This window comes from Moraxella sp. CTOTU47579 (genome assembly GCF_032004885.1).
GTDB classification, from domain to species: Bacteria; Pseudomonadota; Gammaproteobacteria; order Pseudomonadales; family Moraxellaceae; genus Faucicola; species Faucicola tetraodonis.
This window is the reverse complement of sequence record NZ_DALZOJ010000011.1, coordinates 14,271-39,742: the sequence shown is the minus strand read 5'-3', so window position 1 is coordinate 39,742 and position 25,472 is coordinate 14,271. Positions and strand designations below refer to the sequence as shown.

23 protein-coding genes are annotated in these 25,472 nt (G+C 43.9%); 14 read left to right on the top strand and 9 right to left on the bottom strand.

What is annotated here, in order from left to right:
* Positions 1-61: 61 nt before the first annotated feature.
* Together RTP55_RS08560 and RTP55_RS08555 are read right to left on the bottom strand one after the other, a co-directional pair.
* On the bottom strand, positions 62-610 hold the full coding sequence (locus RTP55_RS08560) for a ferritin (RefSeq protein WP_060994576.1): 549 nt from the start codon (positions 608-610) through the stop codon (positions 62-64).
* A gap of 293 nt (positions 611-903) precedes the next feature.
* Positions 904-2,190, bottom strand: a complete 1,287-nt coding sequence (locus tag RTP55_RS08555; RefSeq protein WP_312385574.1) for an MFS transporter — start codon at positions 2,188-2,190, stop codon at positions 904-906.
* A gap of 351 nt (positions 2,191-2,541) precedes the next feature.
* Here RTP55_RS08555 and hisC point away from each other — a divergent pair, with 351 nt between their 5' ends.
* Together hisC and RTP55_RS08545 are read left to right on the top strand one after the other, a co-directional pair.
* The gene (hisC, locus tag RTP55_RS08550) at positions 2,542-3,666 is read left to right on the top strand and encodes a histidinol-phosphate transaminase (RefSeq protein ID WP_219331568.1); all 1,125 of its coding nucleotides are present in this window, start codon (positions 2,542-2,544) and stop codon (positions 3,664-3,666) included.
* 20 nt (positions 3,667-3,686) lie between these two features.
* A complete protein-coding gene (locus tag RTP55_RS08545) occupies positions 3,687-3,923 on the top strand; it encodes a hypothetical protein (RefSeq protein WP_227716800.1) in 237 nt (78 codons plus the stop codon).
* Here RTP55_RS08545 and RTP55_RS08540 read toward each other — a convergent pair.
* A complete protein-coding gene (locus tag RTP55_RS08540) occupies positions 3,920-5,407 on the bottom strand; it encodes an anthranilate synthase component I family protein (RefSeq protein WP_312385573.1) in 1,488 nt (495 codons plus the stop codon). The genes RTP55_RS08545 and RTP55_RS08540 overlap by 4 nt on opposite strands.
* Before the next feature lie 105 nt (positions 5,408-5,512).
* The gene (locus tag RTP55_RS08535; RefSeq protein WP_096489217.1) at positions 5,513-6,739 is read right to left on the bottom strand and encodes a beta-ketoacyl synthase N-terminal-like domain-containing protein; all 1,227 of its coding nucleotides are present in this window, start codon (positions 6,737-6,739) and stop codon (positions 5,513-5,515) included.
* A 302-nt stretch (positions 6,740-7,041) separates the two neighbouring features.
* Between RTP55_RS08535 and RTP55_RS08530 the strand changes: the two genes are divergently transcribed.
* From RTP55_RS08530 to tuf, 5 genes are all read left to right on the top strand, one after another.
* Positions 7,042-7,959: an EcsC family protein gene (locus RTP55_RS08530; RefSeq protein WP_312385572.1), complete on the top strand. Its 918-nt coding sequence runs from the start codon at positions 7,042-7,044 to the stop codon at positions 7,957-7,959.
* Between the two features lie 337 nt (positions 7,960-8,296).
* Positions 8,297-8,671 (top strand): 30S ribosomal protein S12, encoded by a 375-nt coding sequence (rpsL, locus tag RTP55_RS08525; protein WP_007116468.1) that lies wholly within the window; start codon positions 8,297-8,299, stop codon positions 8,669-8,671.
* A gap of 133 nt (positions 8,672-8,804) precedes the next feature.
* Complete coding sequence (gene rpsG / locus RTP55_RS08520) at positions 8,805-9,278, top strand: 30S ribosomal protein S7 (RefSeq protein ID WP_050325821.1); 474 nt, start codon at positions 8,805-8,807, stop codon at positions 9,276-9,278.
* A 294-nt stretch (positions 9,279-9,572) separates the two neighbouring features.
* Positions 9,573-11,699: an elongation factor G gene (fusA, locus tag RTP55_RS08515; protein ID WP_219334243.1), complete on the top strand. Its 2,127-nt coding sequence runs from the start codon at positions 9,573-9,575 to the stop codon at positions 11,697-11,699.
* 189 nt (positions 11,700-11,888) lie between these two features.
* The gene (tuf, locus tag RTP55_RS08510; protein WP_007117403.1) at positions 11,889-13,079 is read left to right on the top strand and encodes an elongation factor Tu; all 1,191 of its coding nucleotides are present in this window, start codon (positions 11,889-11,891) and stop codon (positions 13,077-13,079) included.
* Between the two features lie 174 nt (positions 13,080-13,253).
* Here the strand turns inward: tuf and RTP55_RS08505 are convergent, their stop codons facing one another.
* Positions 13,254-13,922: a c-type cytochrome gene (locus RTP55_RS08505; RefSeq protein WP_312385569.1), complete on the bottom strand. Its 669-nt coding sequence runs from the start codon at positions 13,920-13,922 to the stop codon at positions 13,254-13,256.
* Between the two features lie 489 nt (positions 13,923-14,411).
* On the opposite strand from RTP55_RS08505, the gene yihA reads away from it, so the two are divergent.
* Positions 14,412-15,113: a ribosome biogenesis GTP-binding protein YihA/YsxC gene (yihA, locus tag RTP55_RS08500; RefSeq protein WP_312385568.1), complete on the top strand. Its 702-nt coding sequence runs from the start codon at positions 14,412-14,414 to the stop codon at positions 15,111-15,113.
* A gap of 3 nt (positions 15,114-15,116) precedes the next feature.
* On the opposite strand, the gene RTP55_RS08495 is transcribed toward yihA, so the two are convergent.
* Positions 15,117-16,736 carry a M48 family metalloprotease gene (locus tag RTP55_RS08495; RefSeq protein ID WP_312385567.1) on the bottom strand — a complete coding sequence of 540 codons (1,620 nt, stop codon included), beginning with the start codon at positions 16,734-16,736 and terminating at the stop codon, positions 15,117-15,119.
* Between the two features lie 288 nt (positions 16,737-17,024).
* Between RTP55_RS08495 and RTP55_RS08490 the strand changes: the two genes are divergently transcribed.
* The 4 genes from RTP55_RS08490 (at position 17,025) to thiS (ending at position 19,265) form a co-directional block, all read left to right on the top strand.
* Entirely contained in the window at positions 17,025-17,387 is a 363-nt protein-coding gene (locus RTP55_RS08490) for a sulfurtransferase TusA family protein (protein ID WP_312385566.1), read from the top strand.
* Between the two features lie 74 nt (positions 17,388-17,461).
* Positions 17,462-18,643 carry an RNA polymerase sigma factor RpoH gene (rpoH, locus tag RTP55_RS08485; protein ID WP_312385565.1) on the top strand — a complete coding sequence of 394 codons (1,182 nt, stop codon included), beginning with the start codon at positions 17,462-17,464 and terminating at the stop codon, positions 18,641-18,643.
* A gap of 5 nt (positions 18,644-18,648) precedes the next feature.
* Positions 18,649-19,017: a DUF423 domain-containing protein gene (locus RTP55_RS08480; RefSeq protein ID WP_312385564.1), complete on the top strand. Its 369-nt coding sequence runs from the start codon at positions 18,649-18,651 to the stop codon at positions 19,015-19,017.
* A 47-nt stretch (positions 19,018-19,064) separates the two neighbouring features.
* On the top strand, positions 19,065-19,265 hold the full coding sequence (gene thiS, locus RTP55_RS08475) for a sulfur carrier protein ThiS (protein ID WP_060995472.1): 201 nt from the start codon (positions 19,065-19,067) through the stop codon (positions 19,263-19,265).
* A 56-nt stretch (positions 19,266-19,321) separates the two neighbouring features.
* Here thiS and RTP55_RS08470 read toward each other — a convergent pair whose 3' ends face one another.
* Positions 19,322-20,560: a cation:proton antiporter gene (locus RTP55_RS08470; RefSeq protein WP_312385563.1), complete on the bottom strand. Its 1,239-nt coding sequence runs from the start codon at positions 20,558-20,560 to the stop codon at positions 19,322-19,324.
* Positions 20,561-20,825: 265 nt separating this feature from the next.
* The gene (gene rpoN / locus RTP55_RS08465; RefSeq protein ID WP_312385562.1) at positions 20,826-22,616 is read right to left on the bottom strand and encodes an RNA polymerase factor sigma-54; all 1,791 of its coding nucleotides are present in this window, start codon (positions 22,614-22,616) and stop codon (positions 20,826-20,828) included.
* Positions 22,617-22,844: 228 nt separating this feature from the next.
* Here rpoN and RTP55_RS08460 point away from each other — a divergent pair, with 228 nt between their 5' ends.
* Both RTP55_RS08460 and RTP55_RS08455 read left to right on the top strand, forming a co-directional pair.
* Entirely contained in the window at positions 22,845-23,870 is a 1,026-nt protein-coding gene (locus tag RTP55_RS08460) for a nitrilase-related carbon-nitrogen hydrolase (RefSeq protein ID WP_312385561.1), read from the top strand.
* A 17-nt stretch (positions 23,871-23,887) separates the two neighbouring features.
* Positions 23,888-24,346 carry a cyclic nucleotide-binding domain-containing protein gene (locus tag RTP55_RS08455; protein ID WP_312385560.1) on the top strand — a complete coding sequence of 153 codons (459 nt, stop codon included), beginning with the start codon at positions 23,888-23,890 and terminating at the stop codon, positions 24,344-24,346.
* Between the two features lie 79 nt (positions 24,347-24,425).
* Here RTP55_RS08455 and xerA read toward each other — a convergent pair whose 3' ends face one another.
* Complete coding sequence (gene xerA, locus RTP55_RS08450; protein WP_312385559.1) at positions 24,426-25,463, bottom strand: site-specific tyrosine recombinase/integron integrase; 1,038 nt, start codon at positions 25,461-25,463, stop codon at positions 24,426-24,428.
* Positions 25,464-25,472 lie beyond the last annotated feature (9 nt).

Sequence of the window (25,472 nt, the reverse complement as noted above, 5' to 3'; positions counted from 1 at the left end):
ATAATAATGAAATACAAAAAAAGCTGAGATTGATTCTCAGCTTTTTTTATGCAGGCAAAAATTATTCCACCGATTTTTCACGCGGCAAATCACCTTCTTGAGAGGCTGATGCCATGTCTTTATCCAACTCATAGAAGCTTTGATTATCCGCCTTATCTTTTGATGCCAAGGCAAATTTATCACGTAGATTATTGATTAACGCTTCTTCTTCGATTTGTTCTTTGACAAACCATTGTAAGAAATTAAACGTTGCCCAATCGCGCTCTGCCATGGCTTGGTCCACAAGTGCATAGATTTTTTTTGAATTTTCTAACTCATGTTGCCAAACGTCTTCGATACAGGTTTCAAGACTGACAGGATTATCACGCGGTGCAGGAATTGCTTCAATTTTAGCTTCGCCACCACGCTCATTGATATAGGCTAAAAATTTGAACATATGGTTACGTTCTTCAGCGGAATGCTTGTAGAAAAAATCTGCAATGCCTGGGTAATTGTTCACTTCCGCCCAGCTACCGAGCGCAATATATGCTTGCGCTTGTGTGGCTTCTTCCATCATTTGCTTGTTTAGCGCTTGTTCCATTGCGTCTGAAATACGTTTATCGTTTGACATGTTATTTTCCTCTGATGATTTTTTTTGTGGCTAATTTTATAAGATGGCTAATCTTGACTAGACAACGTTATCTTATGATTGGCTACCAAGATTGGCTATATAGTTGTTAAGGATAAAACAGAGCATTACCAACACTATTGCAGTTATTTAATTGCATTGGTAATGACGCTCACAGTATAGATAAAAAGCTGGCAATAAACAGGATTTTTTACTCAATTTAGCTGAAAGATACACAAGCCTTTAACATAAAAATACGGGGTAAAACGCGCAAGGTTATTACGAATTTTTCCTCGCTATTCAATCGCTTTGTTTTGCGTTGCCAACCAACTAAACACACAATTAAGCGCCATTAAAATGGTTAAAAACCCCATCGATAACGTCCAAGTATGACTCAAGTCTTTAAGCCACCCTGTCACAATCGGACCGGTTATCGCGATGCTATAACCCACGGTTTGTGCCATTCCCGACAGTTCAGCGGCTTGTTGGCTATCTTTTGATTTTAAGGTAAAAATCATCATACATAAGGTGAAAATCACCCCACATCCAAAGCCTGATGCAATACTCCAAACCCATACCCAGCCTTGTAAGGGCAAAAACCCAAAGCCAAACACGCCCACCAAATTTCCCACTGCGGCAAGCAACGCTAACGTGCGTAAATTCCACTGGCTAGAGACCCATTTAGTCAACAGTAAAATCGAAGGAAAAGCGACCAATTGAAACACCATGCCCACGTTGCCTGCTTGCGCTTTGCTCAGCCCTTTATCAATGAGTAACGACGGTAAAAAACTGGCGAGCGTATAATAAATTAGTGATTGCAAACCCATAAACGCACTAATCCACCATGCCATCGGGATTTTCCAGACTGATTTTCGGCTTAGTTGTCCTGCTTCGGCAACCGCTTGATTAATGACTTGAGCATCATGGCTGCTAATTTTTTGCCGAAGCCGCAAATGGGCGACCATTAGCCAAGCCGCTACCGCTGCCACAGAGACCCAGCCCCATACCCCCAGTGCAAATTGCCAATTGGACAAGCTGACAAGCCACATCGCAATGCCTGACGCAAAGCCAGCAAACACCGACAAAAACATCGAATAGCTTCCCATCACAAGCCCAATGTGATTGGGGGTGTATTTTTTGATGACGGCCGGGATTAATACATTGCCGAGTGAAATCGCCAACGATAGCAGCACCGTACCCGCTAGCAAAAATCCTAATTGCGGATGCGCCACCCGCACAAAAATACCGATAGCAAGCAAACTGGTTGCCAAAATCATGGTGTTTTCTAAGCCAATCCGCCGTGACAGCATAGGCGCAACAAACGAACTCGATGCAAATGCCATGACAGGAATCGTACCAATCAAACCAATGGTTTTGGTCGTTAACCCCAAATCTTGCTGAACCAGTTTTGCTACCGCACCAAACCCAATAATGGGCGCGCGCATATTGATAGCCAATAATAAAATGGCAATGACTACCGTGATAATTAATGCCTTGATCGGGGCAGTTGCTACCGACATCTGAGACGCGTTAGCAGCAGGGGGAATATTCGACTCGCTCGATTGCGACGCTGAGAATTTCATACATCTTCCAAAATTTTAACTAGGTAATCTATTAGCACGGGTGATTTAATAAGCTTATTTTAACGGGCTTAGTTTAACGGGCTTGAGTTAAAAGGTTATCTTTTAACATATTCGTCAAGCCAGCGCACGGTTTATTCACATAACGGCTAAAAATTCACTGTCTATCCGTCTTGCTCAACCGTTGAGCCCAAATTTTATGATATTAGTGGGCTGCGGTAGATAAATTTTTAACCAATTTATGCTACTATGTATTGTTTGTGCCAGCCTTTGGCGCATTGGTTTGGTAAATTGACTTAGCAAATTGACTGGCCACATTGATTTAACACATTGATTATCTTGTAAGGATTTGTCATGGTGGATACGCTTACTTCAAACGCAGATGCAACACCCGAAATTAACACTCGACTGTGGAGTACCTTGATTCGCAACCTAACGCCCTATACACCGGGTGAACAGCCCAAGCATGACAATCTGTGTAAGCTTAATACCAATGAAAACCCTTTTCCACCCTCCCCCAAAGTCGCTGAAGCCATCGCACAAGTTTTGCTCAATCAAGCCGATCATTTAAAGCGCTACCCCGCCCCAGAATCCGATGAACTCCGTGCGGTGATGGCACAAGTTTATCAGGTAGCCCCCAATCAAATTTTTGTCGGTAATGGTTCTGATGAAGTTTTGGCGCATATTTTTGCTTGTTTTTTTGTCAAAGACCGTTCGGTATTAACCCCTGATATTGGTTACAGTTTTTATCCTGTGTATGCCGATACTTTCCACGTGGATTTGGTGACCATTGCGCTCAAAGCCGATTTTAGCATTGATGTTGATGACTATCGCCGCCCGTGTAGTGGTATTATTATTGCCAATCCCAATGCACCAACTGGGGTGCTTTTGCCGCTGGCGGATATTGAAAAACTTCTACAAGAACATCGCAATGCGGTGATTGTGATTGATGAAGCGTATATCGATTTTGCAGACACACCCAATGCCTCTGCCGTCAGTTTGATTGATAAATATGATAACCTAGTGGTGACCCAAACCTTTTCAAAGTCTCGCTCGTTAGCAGGGCTGCGTGTCGGCATGGCGTTTGCCAATCACTCACTCATTGAAGCATTAAATCGCTATAAAAATAGTTTTAACAGCTATCCCCTAGATCGCCTTGCCCAAGCAGGTGCAGTTGCCAGCTTACAAGATAACGATTATTTTGTTGCCTGCAACCAAAAAGTCATCGCACTACGCCATGATGTCACGCAAGCTTTGACCCAATTAGGCTTTACTGTCTTGCCTTCACAAGCCAACTTTGTGTTTGCCAAACCACCTGCTTTAATGGGGGAAACCATACAGGTATTTGAAAAATTGCGGGCGCAAGGGGTGATTGTTCGTCATTTTAACAAACCAAAAATTAGCGATTATTTGCGTATCACCATCGGTACGGCAGAACAAAATCAGCGCTTACTAGATACCTTAACAAATTTGGTTTGACCGCTGTGAGTGACCCTAGCATGCAGTTTTTTATCAAATGCCAAAATATCGAGACAGGCGAGGTGGTGACTTATCGCTTTGCTCATCAAGCACAGTTATTGGCATTTAGCCAAAAACTGGGTCGCAAAAAATTGGCGATTGTGGATACCCATATCGCCTTTTATGATATTGAGCTAGTGTTTAATCCATTTGAGGACGAAAGCGTGCCCATCAGTGCAGCTGAACTCAATACCGCACTTGATGGCAAATTTTGTTAACCGTCATTTTGCAAAATTTTTAGTAAATTTCCTACTTTATCAAAACATTCTTGGTATTCTGCATCACAGTCTGACGCAATCGTGATGCCGCCGCCTGCCCACAGACTGACATTACTATCTGAAGCTTGTAGCGTACGAATCAGCACATTCCATTGCCCTGTGCCATCAAAATTGAGATACCCCATGGTACCACAGTAAGCCCCGCGCGGTTTGGCTTCCAATTCATTGATGATTTCTACCGCGCGCTTTTTGGGGGTACCCGTGATTGAGCCCGCGGGCAGACTTTCAAGCAATACCGTCCAAGGGCTGATGTTATCTTTGAGGGTGGCGGTGATAGTGCTCACCATATGGTGCACATTGCTAAAACTTTCGATATCAAACAGTTTTGGAACTTTTACCGTTCCAGTCTTGGCATATTTTCCCAAATCATTGCGCAGCAAATCGACAATCATGACATTTTCGGCGATGTCTTTTTCGCTACGGGCAAGTTCCTTTTTATTGGCTTGGTCAGCGGCTACATTTTGTCCACGTGGGCGTGTACCTTTTATCGGTTTGGTAATGATGCAATTTTCGCCTTGGGCATTGTTGGCAAAAGTAAAAAATAACTCGGGCGAGCAGCTTAGTAGTTCAAAATTGTTTAACCCAAGATAGCCTGCAAACGGGGCGTTAGTCGAGTAATGCAAGCTTGGTAGATAATCCACCAACTGCTGATTGGACAACTGACCTTGCCAGCACTGAGTAAGATTAATTTGGTAGCAATCGCCTGCTGTTAGGTAGTCTTGGACTTTGTAAAAGGCTTGCTTATACGCAGATTTTTGCCATAAAGGTAACAAGCTAAGCGGCTTTGGTGTAGGAAGCTGGGCGTCACTGACTAAATCATTTAGCCAGTTTTCGATATTGACGGCTTGCGCCATGGCTTCCTCAGTGGTGGTATGTAAATGCCACTTCTGGTGCTGATAGGTCAAATAAATATCATAATGTCCCAAAAATAGCTGCGGCTGATTGGGCGTTAAGTAACTGGCTTCCCCGTGAGTTGCACTTGCTTGCACATGGTTTGCATTTGCTAAATGATGCGCTGATAAATCGTAGCTAATAAATCCCATCAAGCCATCTTGGTAGCCCACATTAGCCGTATGTTGGATAGCAGACTGCTTAAGTGATAGCTGTTGATAAGCCTCAAGCGCAGCAGTTAATTCGCCAATATCAATAGCCTTAGCTGCCCTATTAGTGGCAGTATCAGCCCCAGTATTAATCACGGTATCACAGTACCCAAAATCGTCGAATGAGCAATTTTGACGATTTTGGGTAAGCTGATATAGCTGATTTTGAGAATGTATTTCAAATATTGTTTTGGGCAATAAACCAATAACATTTTGACCCTCGTTATTGAGCCAAAGCGGATAGATTGCTTGATTATTTGTCGTATTAAACTGCTGTAACAGGGTGATGAGTTGAGAGGGCACAAGATGTTGTAAACTTGGCATTGGGTACATGCTTTACCTTTATGATTATATTTAGCGTCAAAAAAGCGATAACAATCGGGTAACTGTCATCGCCTATTTTTATCAATTATGATCGTCCATCAGTATTTATTCAACAAACTTTTTGATGATTAAACTTGCATTGGTACCACCAAAGCCAAAGCTATTGGTCATTATAGTGTTTAAATTGACTTGACGCGTTTCACGGACGATATCAAAATCTGTGGCTTTCTCATCCAAGGTTTCAATATTGATATTGGGCGCAATAAAGCCTTGATTGAGCATCAATAAACAATAAATCAATTCTTGCACCCCTACCGCACCCAAGCTATGACCTGTCATTGATTTGGTCGAGCTAATCGGTGGCAACTCACTTCCAAACACTTGGCGAATCGCTTCAAGCTCAGTGATATCCCCAATCGGCGTACTAGTGCCATGAGTATTGATATAGTCAACGGAGTTTAAGCCTGCTTGTTTAAGCGCTTGTTTCATACAGTTGACCGCACCTACCCCACTGGGTGCCACCATATCCGCCCCATCAGAGCTTGCGCCATAGCCAACAATCTCTGCCAAAATAGTCGCGCCGCGTTGTTTCGCAGAGTCTAGGCTCTCAATCACCACCATGCCACCACCGCCGGCAATCACAAAGCCGTCTCGATCTGCATCGTAAGGGCGACTGGCGAGTTGCGGCTTGTCATTATATTGTGTGCTCATCGCACCCATACCATCAAACATACAAGATTGTGTCCAGTCTTCTTGCTCGCCGCCCCCTGCAATCACGATGTCTTGCTTACCCAATTGAATCAGCTCCATGGCATGACCCACACAATGCGTTGAGGTCGCACAAGCTGAGGCAATAGAGTAGCTAACCCCGCCAATCTTTAACCCCGTTGCAACACTGGCTGATACCGTACTTGCCATGGTTTTTGGCACTGCCATGGCGCCGACACCGCGCAAGCCTTTTTCACGCATTGCATCGACCGCTGCCGCCACATCGGCACTCGATGCCCCACCCGAACCTGCTACCACGCCAATATTGGTATTGTGAGCAATATCTGCTAATGACAATCCTGCTTGCTCGATTGCTTGTAGCGCACTTAGATAGGCGTATAAACTGGCTTTTGACAAAAAGCGTTTAAGTTTGCGATCGATATGCGAGGTATCTAGGTTATCGTCATCAATACTACCTGAGACACAGGCTTTAAAGCCTTTTTCTTGATAAATCGGATTGAATACCAAGCCCGATTTGCCTTGCTGTAGCGACTCGCTGACTGTGGCTAAGTCATTACCAATACACGAGATAAGTCCTGCCCCTGTGATTACAACGCGCTGCATATACCATTCCTTTTGGTTTAATCAATTGATGATAAATATCACGCTATTGTACCCCTCTGAATTTCACCTGCCTAGTTTTTCCCCAAAAATGTTACAAAATATTTCTTAGACCACGACTATGGTTAGTTATGTTGTCTTAATCCAATATAGCTACACGCACAACATTCAACTAAATCGACAAAAGATATCATTGTGTAACGTCTCTTTACGCATTAAAGTTGAAAAGTGCGGTCACTTTCTTTACGCTGTTTTACTACAACAGTATTTTCCAATAAAAAAGCATCACATCAAGGATAACTCTTATGTCAGCCTCTACTTCTATTAGCCGCCGTGTCTTTGAAGCGCTGGGTCACAAACTAGCACAACTGAGCGCAAAAGACACAATACAAACCAAACACCTAGCAGATATTGACTTTGACAGCCTTCAACAAGCCTTATCAAACGATAAAAATGCGTTTCATGAGCATATTCCCAAACTATCAAAAAAACTACTCGGTAAAACCCCATTTGGCAGTTATACCAAAATGGCGACCTCACTAATCCCCAAGGCAAGTTTTGATAAAGCAACAGATGCGGTTTTTTCCCAAGTCGGTAAACTGTCGCAAAATTGGGCGAATTTTGATTTGGCGCGTGATGCGCGTTTTAAAGACACTTTGGCTACTAGTGAGCGACAAGCCTTAGCCCGTAGTATTGGCGATCAAAACCGTACTTTAGCTGCCCTAGGCGGACTTAGTAACTTGGCAGGTTTACCAGGTATTTTGATAGATACAATGTGGTTGTTGGCGGTGTGTTTGCGGACGATTTTTCAAATCAGTGCAATTTATGACCGTCCGTTGACAGGACAACAAGGTATCGCCATCGCTTATGAAATTTTAGCTAAAGTGGATCTCAATAAACTGCAAGAAAAGCAAACTTTGCTCGCAGGCTTGGGTATATTTGAAGCGATGACCGACCAGTCGATTGAAGAATATAGAGCGGCAGTACTTGCCGAAGAAGACAGCCAATCAGCGATGGGGATATTAACCAAACTAGAAGAACTATCGACGCAGTTTAATATCAACATTGAGCAGTTTAATTTCGGTTTTTTACATAAAGTCATTCCACTCACTGCGGTTGGCTTGGGTACGGCTTACAACAATATTATTATCAATGAAGTGATTGAAATTGCGATGTCGGTATTTGCCCCCGCGCCAAAGTTGACGCATACGACTGAAGAATAACCATAAATAATAACTGAGCTAGAATCAATACGTTGATTTTTAACCGATAAGGTTTTCAAAGTTAGCGCATTGGTTCTTTTAGTTTTGGTCTTTTTTATTTTAGTCTGTTGTGATGTGATTCACAGTGGGTTTGAACCCAGTGTGCTTGATAAGCACAATGTTTGATAATTTGCCTTCCCCTACTTTTCTTCAAATTTTGCTAACAATCATCATATACATCATCTAGGTAATTTTTTAGTTGATAAAACCAATAAAAATCTCTATAATACGCTGTCCTAAAAATAGCTTATTAGCGGTTTTTAGAGATTTTTTGACAACAAACGGGAGAGAGTGCCTTATGGCAACTACAAATCAATTAATTCGTAAAGGTCGCAATACCATTACTGAAAAATCAAAAGTGCCAGCTTTAAAAGCTTGCCCACAACGCCGTGGCGTGTGTACCCGTGTATACACTACCACACCAAAAAAACCAAACTCAGCAATGCGTAAAGTATGCCGTGTACGTTTGACGTCAGGTTTTGAAGTATCTAGCTACATCGGTGGTGAAGGTCACAACCTACAAGAGCACAGTGTTGTACTTATCCGTGGTGGTCGTGTAAAAGACTTACCGGGTGTTCGTTACCATACAGTTCGTGGCGCACTTGACTGTGCCGGCGTAAAAGATCGTAAACAAGGCCGCTCAAAATACGGCGCAAAACGTCCTAAAGCATAATTTTAGCCGTTTTTTACCCCATTTTTTAACATTGTTTGCATAGTTGATTATAGTTTTATAATACTATGCAGTAAGGCTGGTGAAAAGCAACCGCTTAGCTACCAGACTACCCTGAATACACAAGGAAATTATCATGCCTAGACGTCGTGTCATCGCTGCCCGTGAAATCCTACCAGATCCTAAATTTGGTAGCAAAACACTTGCTAAATTCATCAACCATGTGATGGTTGACGGTAAAAAGTCAGTTGCAGAATCAATCGTATACGGTGCATTAGACCGTGTTTTAGAAAAAAACTCGGGCATTGATCCTGTCCAGTTTTTTGAAGATACGTTAGAAAGAGTTCGCCCAATGGTGGAAGTAAAAGCCCGCCGTGTGGGTGGTGCGACCTACCAAGTTCCTATGGAAGTACGTCCCTCCCGTCGTACTGCATTAGCAATGCGTTGGTTAGTTGATGCGGCTGCAAAACGTTCTGAAAAATCTATGGCTTTACGCTTAGCAGGTGAATTGCTAGACGCGGCTGATGGCAAAGGTAATGCACTGAAAAAACGTGACGAAGTTCACCGTATGGCTGACGCAAACAAAGCGTTCTCACACTATCGTTTCTAATTGATACTGATTGCTATCACCTAGGTAGCAATTAGCTTATAATAAAATAGATGATATTGGGTGACTTGAAGTTTGCAAATTTAGCCCAATATTGCATATTGAAAAACAAGCTTGTCATGCATTTGTCATGGCAAGCTCTTATCATACAGCACTTATGTCAAGAGTAAGGCTTTCTTTTATCTAGTTGGTTGTCGATCTTTCAATCAAACGTTAAAACTAATTATTATTCATTTTAAGACATAACTGTTTATTGATAATGGAATAATTTTAATCTTTAGTCCTTAGGAATTAACTATGGCACGTACAACACCCTTGAATCGCTACCGTAATATCGGTATCTCTGCACATATTGATGCGGGTAAAACGACAACAACTGAACGTATTTTGTTTTATACAGGTAAAAACCATAAGCTAGGTGAAGTGCATGAAGGTGCTGCAACCATGGACTGGATGGAACAAGAACAAGAGCGCGGTATTACTATTACCTCAGCGGCAACGACTTGTTTCTGGTCTGGTATGGGTCATCAATTCCCAGAGCATCGCATTAACATCATTGACACCCCCGGTCACGTTGACTTCACCATTGAAGTAGAACGTTCAATGCGTGTACTTGACGGTGCATGTATGGTTTACTGTGCGGTTGGTGGTGTACAGCCTCAGTCAGAAACAGTATGGCGTCAAGCAAACAAATATAAAGTACCGCGTCTTGCGTTCGTAAACAAAATGGACCGTACAGGGGCAAACTTTTTCCGCGTTGTTGACCAAGTAAAACAACGTCTTGGTGGTAACCCAGTACCTGTGGTTGTGCCAATCGGTGCAGAAGATACCTTTGAAGGGGTTGTTGACCTTTTAGAGATGAAAGCCATTATTTGGGATGTCGCTTCTCAAGGTATGAAATTTGAATATGCAGAAATTCCTGCTAACTTGGTTGATATCGTCGATGAATGGCGCAACAACATGGTTGAGGCAGCTGCTGAATCTTCAGAAGAGTTGATGGATAAATACCTAGAAGAAGGTGATTTATCACGTGAAGATATCGTAGCAGGTTTACGTGCACGTACCTTAGCGGGCGAAATTCAACCAATGCTTTGTGGTACTGCGTTTAAAAACAAAGGCGTACAACGTATGCTTGACGCGGTTATCGAATTCTTACCAGCACCAAATGACGTTGATGCGATCAAAGGTGTGTTAGATGACAAAGCCGAAACTGAAGCGACTCGTGAATCATCGGATGATGCACCATTTGCTGGTCTTGCGTTCAAAATCATGAATGACAAATACGTGGGTAATTTAACCTTCGTCCGTGTTTATTCAGGTGTTGCTAAACAAGGTGACTCTGTTTATAACCCAGTGAAAATGAAACGTGAGCGTATTGGCCGTATCGTTGAGATGCACGCTAACTCACAAAAAGAAGTGGATGAAGTTCGTGCAGGTGACATCGTTGCATTTGTAGGTCTAAAAGATGTAACCACAGGTGATACGCTATGTGACGAAAACAATATCATTACGCTTGAGCGCATGGAATTCCCAGATCCTGTTATTTCATTGGCAGTGGAACCAAAAACCAAAGCTGACCAAGAAAAAATGTCAATCGCGCTTAACCGTTTGGCAAAAGAAGACCCTTCATTTCGTGTTCACACCGATGAGGAATCTGGTCAGACTATCATCAGCGGTATGGGTGAGCTGCACTTAGAAATTCTTGTTGACCGTATGAAACGTGAGTTTAGCGTTGAAGCCAACGTAGGTGCACCACAAGTAGCTTACCGTGAAACGATTCGTAACACCGTTGAGCAAGAAGGTAAATTCGTACGCCAAACTGGTGGTCGTGGTAAATTCGGTCACGTATGGTTACGTCTTGAGCCACTTGACACGGCTGATGGCAAAGAATATGAATTTGCTGAAGAAGTGGTTGGTGGTGTGGTACCAAAAGAGTACTTTGGTGCGGTAGACAAAGGTATTCAAGAACGTATGAAAAATGGTGTTCTTGCAGGTTACCCAGTCGTTGGTATTAAAGCAACACTGTATGATGGTTCATACCATGACGTTGACTCAGATGAGTTGTCGTTCAAAATGGCAGGTTCTATGGCCTTCCGTAAAGGCTTTATGAATGCAAACCCTGTTCTACTTGAGCCAGTTATGAAAGTAGAAGTTGAGACACCGGAAGACTACATGGGTGATATCATGGGTGACTTAAACCGTCGCCGTGGTATGGTGCAAGGTATGGATGATATGTTTGGCGGCGTTAAACAAATCCGTGCGGAAGTACCACTAGCCGAGATGTTTGGTTATGCAACCCAATTACGCTCAATGTCTCAAGGTCGTGCAACCTACTCAATGGAGTTTGCAAAATACGCTGAGACACCACGTAACGTTGCTGATGAAATCATCAAAAAATTCACTCATAAAGATGATGACGAATAAATTTGATGGGCAATTTGATGGTTAAACCCAATCAAATTCTTCTATCCTATTCGACACTGAAAAAAATTATAAGTTAGCTAATTTGACCTGTTAAATTTAATGGGTCAAATTTTCATAACCTATAAGCGTTGATAATAAAGTAAATGACCTAATAGCATTAGGTTAATATTAACAAAAGAGGATTAAATTATGGCAAAGGCCAAGTTTGAACGTACTAAACCACACGTTAACGTAGGCACCATTGGACACGTTGACCATGGTAAAACAACCCTAACAGCTGCGATTGCGACCGTAGCAGCAAAACACAACGGTGGTGAAGCCAAAGACTACGCGTCAATTGACTCAGCCCCTGAAGAAAAAGCCCGTGGTATCACCATCAACACCTCACACATTGAATATGACACCCAAGCACGTCACTACGCACACGTAGACTGTCCTGGCCACGCTGACTATGTTAAAAACATGATCACCGGTGCCGCACAGATGGACGGCGCTATCCTAGTTGTATCAGCCACTGACGGTCCAATGCCACAAACACGTGAACACATCCTACTATCACGCCAAGTAGGTGTACCATACATCATGGTATTCATGAACAAATGTGACATGGTTGATGACGAAGAACTACTAGAACTCGTCGAAATGGAAGTACGTGAACTACTATCAAGCTACGACTTCCCTGGCGATGACACCCCAATCATCAAAGGTTCTGCCCTAGAAGCCCTAAACGGTGGCGAAGGCAAATACGGTGAACCAGCCGTACTAGAACTACTTGACACCCTAGACAGCTACATCCCAGAACCAGAACGTGCGATTGACAAACCATTCTTGATGCCAATCGAAGACGTATTCTCAATCTCTGGCCGTGGTACAGTCGTAACCGGTCGTGTAGAATCAGGCGTCATCAAAGTTGGTGAAGAAATTGAAATCGTTGGTATCAAACCAACCGCAAAAACCACCTGTACTGGCGTTGAAATGTTCCGTAAACTGCTAGACGAAGGTCGTGCAGGCGAGAACTGTGGTGTCCTACTACGTGGTACCAAACGTGAAGACGTACAACGTGGTCAAGTATTGGCTAAACCAGGTTCAATCAAACCACACACCAAATTTGACGCAGAAGTATATGTACTATCAAAAGAAGAAGGTGGTCGTCACACCCCATTCTTAAATGGTTACCGTCCACAATTCTACTTCCGTACCACTGACGTAACTGGCGCAATCCAATTACCAGAAGGTACAGAGATGGTAATGCCTGGCGATAACGTTGAAATGAACGTAGAGCTAATCCACCCAATCGCAATGGACCAAGGCTTACGCTTTGCAATCCGTGAAGGTGGCCGTACTGTAGGTGCGGGTGTTGTTGCTAAAGTTAACGACTAATCGTTAGCAAGCATACAAAAGAGTCACTTCGGTGGCTCTTTTTTTATACCTGCTTTTATGCCTGGCCTTTTGCCAAAATTTTATTTACCACTAGAATTTACGATTCTTTTAGGTCATTTTAGACAATAAAAAAAGCCAAGCGCTAAGCTTGGCTAAATTATACCTCAATAGATGCTAGTGTAGACCGCTGATATAGTCAGACAATACTTTGATATCGTTATCCGATAATTTTGAGGCTACGATTTGCATCATGCCTTTATCGCCTTTCTTAGCTGCATCATTCACACGCACTTGTGATGGGTCGGTCACCTCGTCTTCACGACCTGCCGCCCGGAATAGTTTTAATTGGGTCGCGATATAGGCTGAATGCTGACCCCCAATACGTGGAAAAGCGGCTAAATCGTTACCATTGGCTTTACCACCGTGACAGCCTGCACAAGGAATCACACCGCGTGTACTATTACCACCATAATACAATTTTTGTGCCACGGGAGCGTAAGCAGGATTGGCATAACCTACCCCCCAACGTGGTTGGCTTGCATAATAACCTGCCACATTCGCCAGGTCTTGGTCATTTAATTTTGCCACTTGCGATGACATAATAGGATTGACACGCGCGCCTGATTTGAATTCGGTTAGCTGTTTATAGAGATACTTAACGTTTTGTCCGCCAAGGTTAGGCTGTGCAGGAACACTACTAACACCATTGACGCCATGACAAGCACCACAAACTGATTCAGCAATAACCTTACCTTTGGCAATGTCATATTTTGGTACGGTAACAGCTGCAGAACCGCTTACGCTGGCAATTAAAAGGCTTGCGGCAGTGAGTATTTTTTTCATCGGTAACAATTCCTACTAAAGCGTGTTGGTTATGACTCACAATGAGCTAGCGACAAAGGCATTACTTACAATATCAAAGCAACACCCAGTTATCATCATATATATTTATTGCTTTAACACTGGTGAATGTATCTACTAAGTTACAATATTATAGCAAGACAACCATGCGCTTGTCTGCAAAATTTGTAGGCTACCCTATTAATGAACGCTAATCATATGGCTAATACGGCATTTAAGTTAGCTAAATGATTTTAAAACACCGAGGGTTTTGTCGATTACAGTGACAGTCATGATTAAAACCATAATCGAATAATTGATATGGCTGATTATTATGCCATAACTCGATAATCATGTAAAAGTCATTTGCAGGTTGGCAAGCGGGTTTCACTACAAAAAATATCTCACAAAACAGCGGTAGCAAGTGCTCAAAATTTTGGGTTATGGGTATTTGCTGATACAATAGCGCTTTAACATTAAGATTATGTGCTGATGATGGATTTTACTAACACCCTTGCGCCGACTGCGATTACTGACGATAGTGATGCGGCAAAACGCTGGTTGCATCAAACCCAATTTATGCTGTCTGCCCCTACTTTCAAACTGTGTCCTGCCGATACGGGTCGCGAAGTTGCTTTTGCTGGCCGCTCAAATGCTGGTAAGTCCTCTTGCATTAATGCATTGACCCAGCAGCGCCAGTTAGCCCGCTCCTCCAAAACCCCAGGTCGCACCCAAATGATTAACTTTTTTAATATGGGCAATTTGGATCAGCGGTTGGTGGATTTGCCAGGGTATGGCTATGCCGCCGTGCCCGAGGCGATGAAAAAAGAATGGCAGTCAGAGCTGGAAAAATACCTAATTTCGCGTAAAAGCCTCGCAGGTTTAGTGCTGCTCACAGACATTCGCCATCCACTAAAATTCTTTGATGAGCAAATGCTACACTGGGCAAAAGACGGTGAGCTTGAGGTTCATGTGCTATTAACCAAAGCCGATAAGCTCAAATATGGTGCTGCCAAAAACACGTTACAGCAAACCCGCAATCAGCTTAATAAATTAAAATTGCCGTTTAGTATTCAATTATTTTCTGCCCAAGATAGAATTGGTCTCGAAGAACTGTCACTGAAACTTGCCAGTTGGTTGGCGCTACCGGAGCAGGATGAGCCAACGGATAATGAACCTACGTTAGCCGTCTAATCGTTAAGATGGTTTAAACTGATTGGCGTCTTGTACTTGGTTGATTTGCTGATTCAGCAGTGCTAGCAAAGATTGGTTACTAGGTAGCTGCTTTGCTAACGATTTGGCTTGGGTGAGTGATGTCACCGCGTCTTTTAGCTCATTGCGCCATAACTCGCTATACGCGCGATAGCGTAACGTATTGATGCGATGAATCAGTTGCTCATCGCCGCTACGATGTTTTGCAAGTAGTTGACTGGCTTGTTGTAATCGATCCCACACCATGACGTCACGGGGATTTTGCTTGGATAAGGGTTGAAGCAGCGCTAATACTTTTTGACCACTTTCTGCAGTAGGTCGATATTTTAAATAAATGTCACTTAGATAGCGTGGCACATCTGTGCGCTCAGGATACACAGAAGCGAGTTGCTGCAATTTAGCGATTGCCACATCGACATTGCCTTGCTGCGCCGCTAACTGGCTAAATGTCACGACTGCTAGGGGATTGGCGAGCGTATTGATGTCCTTGTCAAAATCCTGCATTAAGCTTTGTGCCGCTTTGGGTTGTCCGTTATCAAGATAATAATTAATCAGCGCAAGCTTGGCACCTTCACTGGTTTTCGCCCCTTGTTCCAAATCGGCTTTGTTTACTAGATAGCCATAGTAGCGAGCACGCCACTGGATTTGTTCAAACAGTTGCGCACGCTGCTGTTGAATAGATTGATAACGGTTTGATGCCATATTAGCTTGGCTATCACGCTTGTAAGTTGCGACTCGCGCCCTTGCTTCACTGATTCTATCTGCGGTGAGCGGATGGCTTAAAATAAAACTGGGAATCAAGGTGTTACTTTTGACAGGGTTTTGTTGGTCTAGGGTGGCAAAGAAACTGGGCATGGCATTGACGTCATAGCCCGCTTGGTTCATGATTTGCATGCCAATACGGTCGGCTTCTCGCTCTTGACCGCGGCTATAGGAAGCAGCAGCGTTGGCAGACATCGCCTGAGAGCCTAGCATGACAGCGGCAGCGGCATCACCATCCCCGACTTTGGATGCTGCGACGCCCGCCAAAAGACCGCCTGCCTGCATCAGTAGCTGTTTGGTTTTTTCATCATTGCGATGTTGATAATGGCGCTGGCTGACATGAGCAATCTCATGCGCGACGACGCTCACTATTTCATCCAGACTTTTAGCTTTATCCAACAAACCGACATTGATGCCGATAAGCCCAGACGGTACTGCAAAGGCATTGATTTGCTTGTCATTGATAATCACTAGCCCCATGGGTGCGTTGAGACCTGCTACCGCATTGATTTGCCACACAATTTGTTCAAGCGATTGCTGCAACCAAGGGTCTTTTATCAGCGCTGCATTGCCGTTGATTTGTCGAAGCGCCCACTCACCGACTTGGCGATTTTGCTCGGTATCGATGAGCGCTTGCCCATTGTCCATAGCGGCTAATTGGCCATTGACTTGGGTAGGCTCAGCCCTTGCCATCATCACTGGATTAAAAGCAGGCGCACTTTGATAGGAGAAGTTATCTAACGCAAAAACCGCTGTTGATAGGGTACTTAATATAGCTACTATGAGCGTTTTTCTTAATAAATAACTAGCAGATAAATAACCAGCAAATGGATTGATGGGCATGCGCGACCTTTGACAGCGAATTAGCTTAGAATGGTGGTTAAAAAATGGTGTTTAAAAAAAAGGCAAATGCTAAATAATACTGCTCAATATACAAATTTCAGCAGCTTTAAAAAGCCAAATTTTGTAATGATATCTTGCTGCAATCTACCGACCACTAAGTACAGGATAAAGGTTAGATTTTCAAAAATATAATGCTAACTTTGATTTATCTCAATCGTCTACACTTGTAATTTAGCCTATAATAACCACCTAACACACTTTAAATTTTCCAGTAGCGATTTTATTACCATGACGGATTCTTCTCAGATTACGCTAAATCCTGCCTTACTCTCAGATGACGCCTTTTGCCAAGATTGGGGATTGTTTCGCTCAGGCGAACATAACAATCTCAACATCAATGCTCAAATTGAGCACTATGTAAATGGTAAAGGACTCGCCTGCCCGATGCCGCTGCTTAAACTTAAAATGGCACTAAAAAAGACCGCGTTGGGTCATGCGGTGTATGTGACCGCAACCGACCCTAACAGCAAGCGTGACATCGCAGCTTTTTGTCAGCATGCCGGATATACACTCGTACAGCACACATCAATCATACCGTCTGAAAATACAACAGACACAATCTTTCACTCGATCATAACCAAAAATTGCTAAACGCCTCTTACAAAAAAGCTGGCTTTAAGGCATACTAAATAACAGAAATTAAAGGACAATTGACAGGCTATTTCATGGCTACAAAGACCAAAACAACGACAATAAAAAAGACTGCCAACGCAAAAAAATCGACCAAGCTTGACGCTAAGCTGGGTGACGATCCACACGCTGCATTTGATGACATCGATGACGACGAACTCGATGAATTTGACGAGCCAGACTTTGATAGCTTAGGCGACGACGATATCGACCTTGCACAGCTCCCTGATAGTTATGATGACTATGATGAGTTGGTGGACGAGGATGATGACGACTATGACGATGAGTTTGCTGAAAAACCACGTAAGACTGCATCGCGATCCCGTCAAAAGAAAGCCATGACCAATGCCCTTGTTCCTACCATGCCGACTGCGCTATCTGCGCCTGGGGTAAATTTAGGCGCGTATATCAACGCGGTTCATCAAATTCCTATTTTGACGGCAGAGCAAGAACAGGAGCTAGCGCATCGCTATACTGACGAAGGGGATGTAGAAGCAGCACGACTGCTGGTTATGTCGCATCTGCGGTTTGTGATTCACATTGCGCGCAGTTACTCTGGCTATGGTTTGCCACAAGGTGACTTGATTCAAGAAGGCAATGTCGGCTTGATGAAAGCGGTGAAACGCTTTGACCCAAACAAAGGCGTGCGTTTGGTGTCTTTTGCGGTGCATTGGATCAAAGCTGAAATCCATGAGTTTGTGATTCGCAACTGGCGTATCGTCAAAGTCGCGACCACCAAAGCGCACCGCAAGCTGTTTTTTAACTTGCGCTCACTGAAAAAAACCAACAACCAGTTAACGCTGGAAGAAGCCGAAGCGATTGCCAAAGACTTAAATGTTACTGTCAAGCAAGTGCTAGAGATGGAAAGCCGTCTGACTTCGTATGATGCATCGTTTGAAGCACAAAGTGATGATGAAGACGAAGGTCGCTATGCACCGCAGTATTTTTTAGAAGATGCGGCTGACCCAGCCGATATGGTAGAAGATGCTGATTGGGAAGAAAATAACAATTCAGCCTTGATGGAAGCGATGGAAGATTTGGACGATCGTTCGCGGGATATTGTACAGCAGCGCTGGCTCAATGAGCAAAAAGCGACCTTGCACGAGTTGGCGGCGGAGTATAATATCTCCGCGGAACGGGTACGCCAAATTGAAAAAAATGCCATGGATAAAATCAAAGAAGCCATGTTAGCCAATACCCATTTGCAGTTGGATTAAACGTCATGAATTGGTTAAGTGTTGGTGCGATAAATATGGCAGTGGCGGTCGCCTGTGGGGCGTTTGCCGCACATGGGCTTAAACCGCGTTTGTCAGCCGAGCAAATGGCTTGGTGGCAAACTGGTACGCAATACTTTTTTTATCACGCGCTTGGGTTGTTGATTGTTGGTATGTTATTGCGTATAAACCTCACCTCTCCTACTATCGCGTGGGTGATGCAACTGGGTATTGTGTTTTTTACAGGTTCACTATATTTGATGGCTTTGGGCATGCCACGATGGCTCGGTGCCATTACCCCGATTGGCGGCACGCTGTTTATTATCGCATGGATTTGGCTTGCGATTAGTGTTGCTAAGCACACTTCATCAGTTTAACCTTATTTAACCATGACAGAAAGCGTAACAAAACAGGAAGCGAAATAATGCCACAAGTGACTTTAAATGGTGACGTCAAACAAACGTTACATCAAAATCTCTTACAACTATTGGATGAAATGGGGCAAACCCAAGGTCGTTTTGCTGTTGAAATCAACGGTGAATTGATTCCAAAAAGCCAATTGGCAAATGTCACCTTGCAAGATGGTATGAACATTGAAGTAGTGCAAGCGGTGGGTGGTGGCTAATCATATCAGCGTAAAAGGAGCGGGTAACTCACCCGCTTTTTTATTTTTGCATTACACTAATTTTTGGTCATGGCTAATAAACGGTTGGCGGTTAGCCCATGTAAAAAAACCGACATCGCAATCATTACCACACAAATCACCCAAATTTTTAGCGCTTCATCACTGGTAAATACGCCCTTATTCATCGCATAGGCAATATAATACAATGTACCAATCCCACGAATGCCCAGTCCTGCCGTTACCCAGCGTTCATTGCGACTCATCCCCAGTTTACCTAGGCTAAAATAACCCACGATGGGACGTATCAAAAATATAAACGCCAAACATACCACATACACTTGCCAGCTAAGAGTAACATCACTCGCTAACGCTTGACCCACTAGCAGTCCCAAAAATACCATCACGAGCGACATCAGCAAACCTTCAATTTGCTCAGCAAAATCATGCAAGCCTTCATGATATTCATGTTCACATTCTGAGCGCCGAAGGGTTAACGCGGCGACAAATACGGCAATAAAACCATAACCATGCACAAACTCTGTGATGCTATAAGCCAGTAACATCAAGGCTAACACCATATAACTTTGCTCGACTTTATCGGGATATGCCTTAGTAAATAGCCAATTTGCCAAAAACTTACCGACACAGTAACCCGCCACCACCCCTGCGATGATTCGCCATAACACATCATAACCCAACCAATGCAGCCAATCTTCTACACCAAAACCTTGATTGAGAGACACTGCCGTAGCAATGGCTATCGCTAAATACACGAACGGAAATGCCAGTCCATCATTGAGACCCGCCTCTGAGGTGAGGGTAAATCGGGTCACATCTTCCTGTCGTTCGGAGTTGGGTGGACCGACTTGGATGCTTGCCGCTAGCACAGGGTCGGTTGGCGCTAGCACCGCACCGAGCAAAATAGCCGCCGCCATACTGAGTCCAAAAATATAATGCCCCATCAATGCCATCGCGGCGATACCCACTGGCATCACAATCACCAACAACCTTAAGGTCGGTTGCCAAGTTTTCCAATTGAGCGGACTATCAAGTTTGATACCACAACCGACCAACGAAATCAGCACCACCACTTCTGTAACTTTTTCGATAGGAACGCCATAATTAAGCGGATTAATTCTAGGCAGCCCCATAAAAAAATACCCTAGCAGTGCGCCAAAGGTAATTTGTAGCATAGGCAAGGATATCGAAAGCTTGCGCGGTAGCACAGGAAAAAATGCCCCGATTAAAAACGCCAACCCTAAAAAAAGTAAAATCAAATTATAGTGTTCAAGCATACCCGTGTACCAAGATAAGTTGCTAAAAGAGCCATGTTACTGCGTCAAAGGTTTATCCCTTATGAATCCATTATGCAAAAAGGTGGGCATGCTATCAATCATTGGTGTTTAGCAAAATACCAAGAGATTTGTTAACAGTTCGAGCGTTGAGTTAAACTTGCAAGTTGAGCTAAATTTAAAAATTTAGTTATATTTGACGGCTTAGTTAAATTTGAGAATTCAGCTAGAGAGGATTTTGACTGACCCTCTAAGCCCAACACTGCGGTCAAAACCGCACTTTACGCTGCGTAGAAGAACCGATGTTCATACCTTCCCGGTATTTGGTCACGGTACGACGGGCAATATCAATGCCTTTATCTTGCAGGTGCTTCATAATACTACTATCAGATAGCGGTTTTTTGGGGTCTTCTGCCTCAATCATTTGCTTGATCATCGCACTGATAGCAGTTGAAGAAACGCCTTCCCCCTCATCACTACTGACTTGACTGGAAAAGAAATATTTTAGGCTAAATAGCCCTTTGGGGGTAACGATGGTTTTGCTGGTAGTGATGCGAGAAACGGTTGACTCATGTAGGCCCACTTCATCTGCCACATCTTTGAGTACCATCGGCTGCATGGCCATGACGCCTTGCTCAAAAAAAGCCTGCTGACGTTTGACGATACAGGTTGCAACTTTTAGTAGATTTTGATTACGCTCTTCGATACTACGGATAAACAGCCGCGCATCATACAACTGCTCTTTTAGATAGACGCCTTGTTCACTGTTGTCATTGCGACTGACAAGCTTGGCATACATTTGGTTAATACGCAGTTTTGGCAAGGTTTCTGGGTTTAGGCTGACTTCCCAATGCTGCCCTCGCTGCACAACAATGACATCAGGAATGTCGTAGCTTTCAATGCCTTTATCTAGCTGGCGCTGTGATTTTTCATAAGACAGTGCAGGATTGGGGTTTAATGTGCGCAATAAGGCAAGGGCAGGCTGAATCTCAGAGACATCAAGATTGGATGATTTAAGCAGTGCATTGATGTTATTGTTGGCAAAAAACTCTGAATGCATCAAAATTTGCTTGGCTGCTTGCCAAGAGGGGGTATCACTCGGCAATTTATTGAGCTGAATCAGCAAGCATTCTGCCAAATTTCTTGCACCAACGCCCAGTGGCTCGCAGTTTTGTATTTGCTTAACCACAAGTTCAATGTCTTCAAGCGCCAAGTCCACGTTTTCAACTTGATAAAATGACAACATGGTATCAAAACTTTGAAATAGCTCATCATTCGATAACGTGATAAAACCGCGCTCGTCCATGCTATCAATCAGATACTCCGCCATCAGCATATCGATGGTGGAGAGCCGTCTTAAATTCAGTTGCCAACGGACATAATCTTGAATGTTTCCTTGCGTGGCAAGCTTATAATCATCCTGACTGTCTTCGCTATCAATGCCCGTGGTTGCCGAAGATTCATAGCTATAGATATCATCCCACTGCGCATCCACAGGCATATCGATTTGCTGGCTGCTAAGATGCTCGCTACTATCAATGCTGTCTAAGCCAAATTCCTCATCATAGCGATAATCGCTGTCTGCATAACTGTCCCTATTGTTGTCCCCATAACTGTCACTGTCACTGTAACTATCACTTGGGCTATGACTTGCATACTCATGCACTGCCGAAGGTTCACTGTGCTCGGGATAATCTTCGCTAGCAGAAGCAGGATAAACATCATCCGACGCTAAATAATCTTCCAACCCCTCAGTTTCATGATGGGTATAGTCATCCCAATCAACTTCAGACAACGCAACACCTTCTACTTGATAGTCATCATCATAGTCGTTATCCATGTCTTGTTCTGGATATTTTTCGCCATCGGGTAGGTTATCGGCGTCGTCATAAGACGTCTCCCACTCTTCCTCACGCTCAAGCATAGGGTTGCTATCGAGTTTAAGCTGCACTTCTTGTTCAAGCTCAAGACTCGATAATTGCAGCAAGCGAATTGCCTGCTGCATTTGCGGGGTGAGTGTCATCCCCGTCGTTAGCTTTGCCCCAATACCAATTTTCATAACGCGTTTTTTTAAGCCTTACTCTAATGAGGTTAGTTTAGATGGTGTGTCTATGGTGTGTTCATGCTCTGCTAGGTTGCTAGTTTAGTATTGTTTCAACAAGATATGCTAGTATTTTTTGACATTCAGCCGTATATTAATTATCTGCACTTAGCTTAACTGTGCTTAGCTTTACTTAGCTGCAGCACCCACAAATTTCCCTAAATTTTTTGCTTACGAAATCAAACCATGACAAAACTGACAAAATTTGCGATTATTGAACTCAATAGCCAGACCGATATCTTAGCAAATCTTCAATCTATTGAATTAGGTATTAAAATTGCCAGTGAACGCGGCACCCGCATGGTGATTTTGCCAGAAAACGCTTTTTGTTTTGGCAAACAGGGTTTTGCCAGTCAATATTTTGATGCCTTAAAAGCTTGGTCGGCACAGGCTGCCCGTCACTACGGTGTGTATCTGCTGGCAGGAACCTTGCCCTGCCCGTATCGACCTGATGGTACGCCTGTGGCTGACGGCAAACTTCGGCAAAGCTCACTATTATTTGACCCTGCTGGCGACTGCTTAGCGCGCTATGACAAAATTCATTTGTTCAAAGCCACCGTCAATGATAGCACAGGCAACTATGATGAAGGTAGAACCTTCGAAGCCGGTAATGCGCTCATTGTGGCGGATACCGAGTTTGGCAAGGTCGGCATGATGGTATGTTTTGATATTCGTTTCCCCACCCTTGCGGTCAAACTACGCGAACTAGGCGCAGATATATTGACCGCGCCTTCGGCGTTTACCTACCAAACAGGGAAAGCACATTGGCATGCGCTACTCACCGCAAGGGCGCTCGATAGTCAGTGCATGGTCATTGGCGCAGGTCAGACGGGTGACCATGTGGTCAATCCCTCAGCGCCTAGCAACGTTCGCAGCACTTGGGGGCATAGCGAATTTATCAGCAGTGATGGTGAGCGCGTTTTGACACAAAAAATCAATGCAGCAACCGACGCAGCAAATGATGCAGTAACCCGAGATTTTGATATCACTAACAATTTAGCGCATTTACCTTTATCCGCCAAAGCAGCAAGCTGGCTGCCTAAGTCAGATAATCGCCAACAGCTTGACCAAACTGCTGATAAGACAACCTTTTACCAACAAGCGCCGAGCGTGATTTTTGCTGACTTTGATGCGGATGCGCAGCAAATAACTCGGCAGAATATTGCGTTGCTCGAATGTCAAAAATTGAATATCATAGCAAATAATATCTAACGACCCTTAAGCGAAAAATGGATAATCCACTTTTTGAATATTTAAAGAATAGCCCAATTTTTAGCCGTCTTGATCCTTATATGTTTCAAGTGGTCGAGAACTCATTGCATTTTAAACAGTTGAGTCCGCAAGAAGTATTATTTACGGAAGGCGAGCATGGCGATTTTATGGCGTTTTTGCTGATTGGGGAGCTATCAGTCATTAAATACAGCCCTTCAGGGGTAGAAATTAAAGTCGGTGAAATTCGGGCGGGCGAAAGTACCGGTGAAATGGCACTGTTAGATTTATTAACTCGCTCCGCTACCATTAAAGCCGCCAGCCTGTGTGCGCTTGTCACCTTGTCCCGCGCTGACTTTGAGCGACTTTTATCAGATTATCCTCGTATCGGTGTTGAGATGCTGCGTGGCTTAGCGATTATCTTGAGCCTTAATCTTCGCCGTACTTCTGAGCATTTGACTCGCGCGGTAAATGCTTAATATGGCTAAGCTTAAGGTGGCTAGGCTTAATATTTTTTCCATGCCTAATATTACTGCTTAACCTGCCTACTATTGTGCGCTATCGTCGTGAGCGGGGATGCGCTTTGTCATACACTTGCGATAAATGCCCAAAATCCAAATGGGTATAAATCTGTGTGGTACTAATATCACTGTGTCCTAGCAGTTCTTGAACGCCACGCAAATCACCACTATCACTTAAAATATGTGACGCAAAACAGTGTCTTAGCAAATGCGGGTATAAGTCTTGTGCGATGCCTGCTCGTTTAGCCTGTAGCTTGATACGCAGCTGCACGGTGCGCGTTGAGATACGCGTCCCATAACGCTCACTGACAAATACCGCAGGGTCTTGCTCCTCCACCCACAGCGAGCGATGCGGCAAATAGTTGATGAGTGCCTGCCAGGCTTTTTCGCCAATCGGTACGATGCGCGTTTTTCCGCCTTTACCCAGTACTCGTAACAGCCGCTGTGATTTGTCGATATCAGACATATTGAGTCCCACTAGCTCGCCAACCCGTAAACCACTGCCATACAGTAATTCTAGCATGGCTTTATCGCGAATCCATAACCGCGCTTCATGGCTATCTTCTGGCGCAGCTTGGTCTAATAACTGGGATAATATATCGATATCAAGTAATGTGGGCAAGGGTCTCGGGGCGCGTTTGAGACGTATGGTCGTGGTGGGATTTAGTGTCATCAGCTGCTGAGCAATCAACCATTTATAAAGTTGACGCAACACGGTCAGTTCATATTGACTACTGGATTTGGATATTTTATCGACATCCAATCGTTGAATTAGGAAGTCTGACAACTGCTGACGGGTGATGTGACAAAGCTCGGTCTGTTGCTCATAGCAATACGCCAAAAAAGGCTGTAGCGCTTGGCGATAACTTTTGATAGTCGCCGCGCTATAACGCTTACTACTTAGCTCAGCAAGCCAGCGATCTACCAAAGCTTGGTCATCCGTGTTGAGCGCAGTCACTTCCTCATGCGGCGTTAAGTGGGTGGGCAAATCATCGTTTGCTGATTTGCCTACACGGTTGCGCTGATTTTTCCCTTGACTATTTTTGCCTTGACTTAGGCTACGGCTAGTTGGCATAGTGTCGGT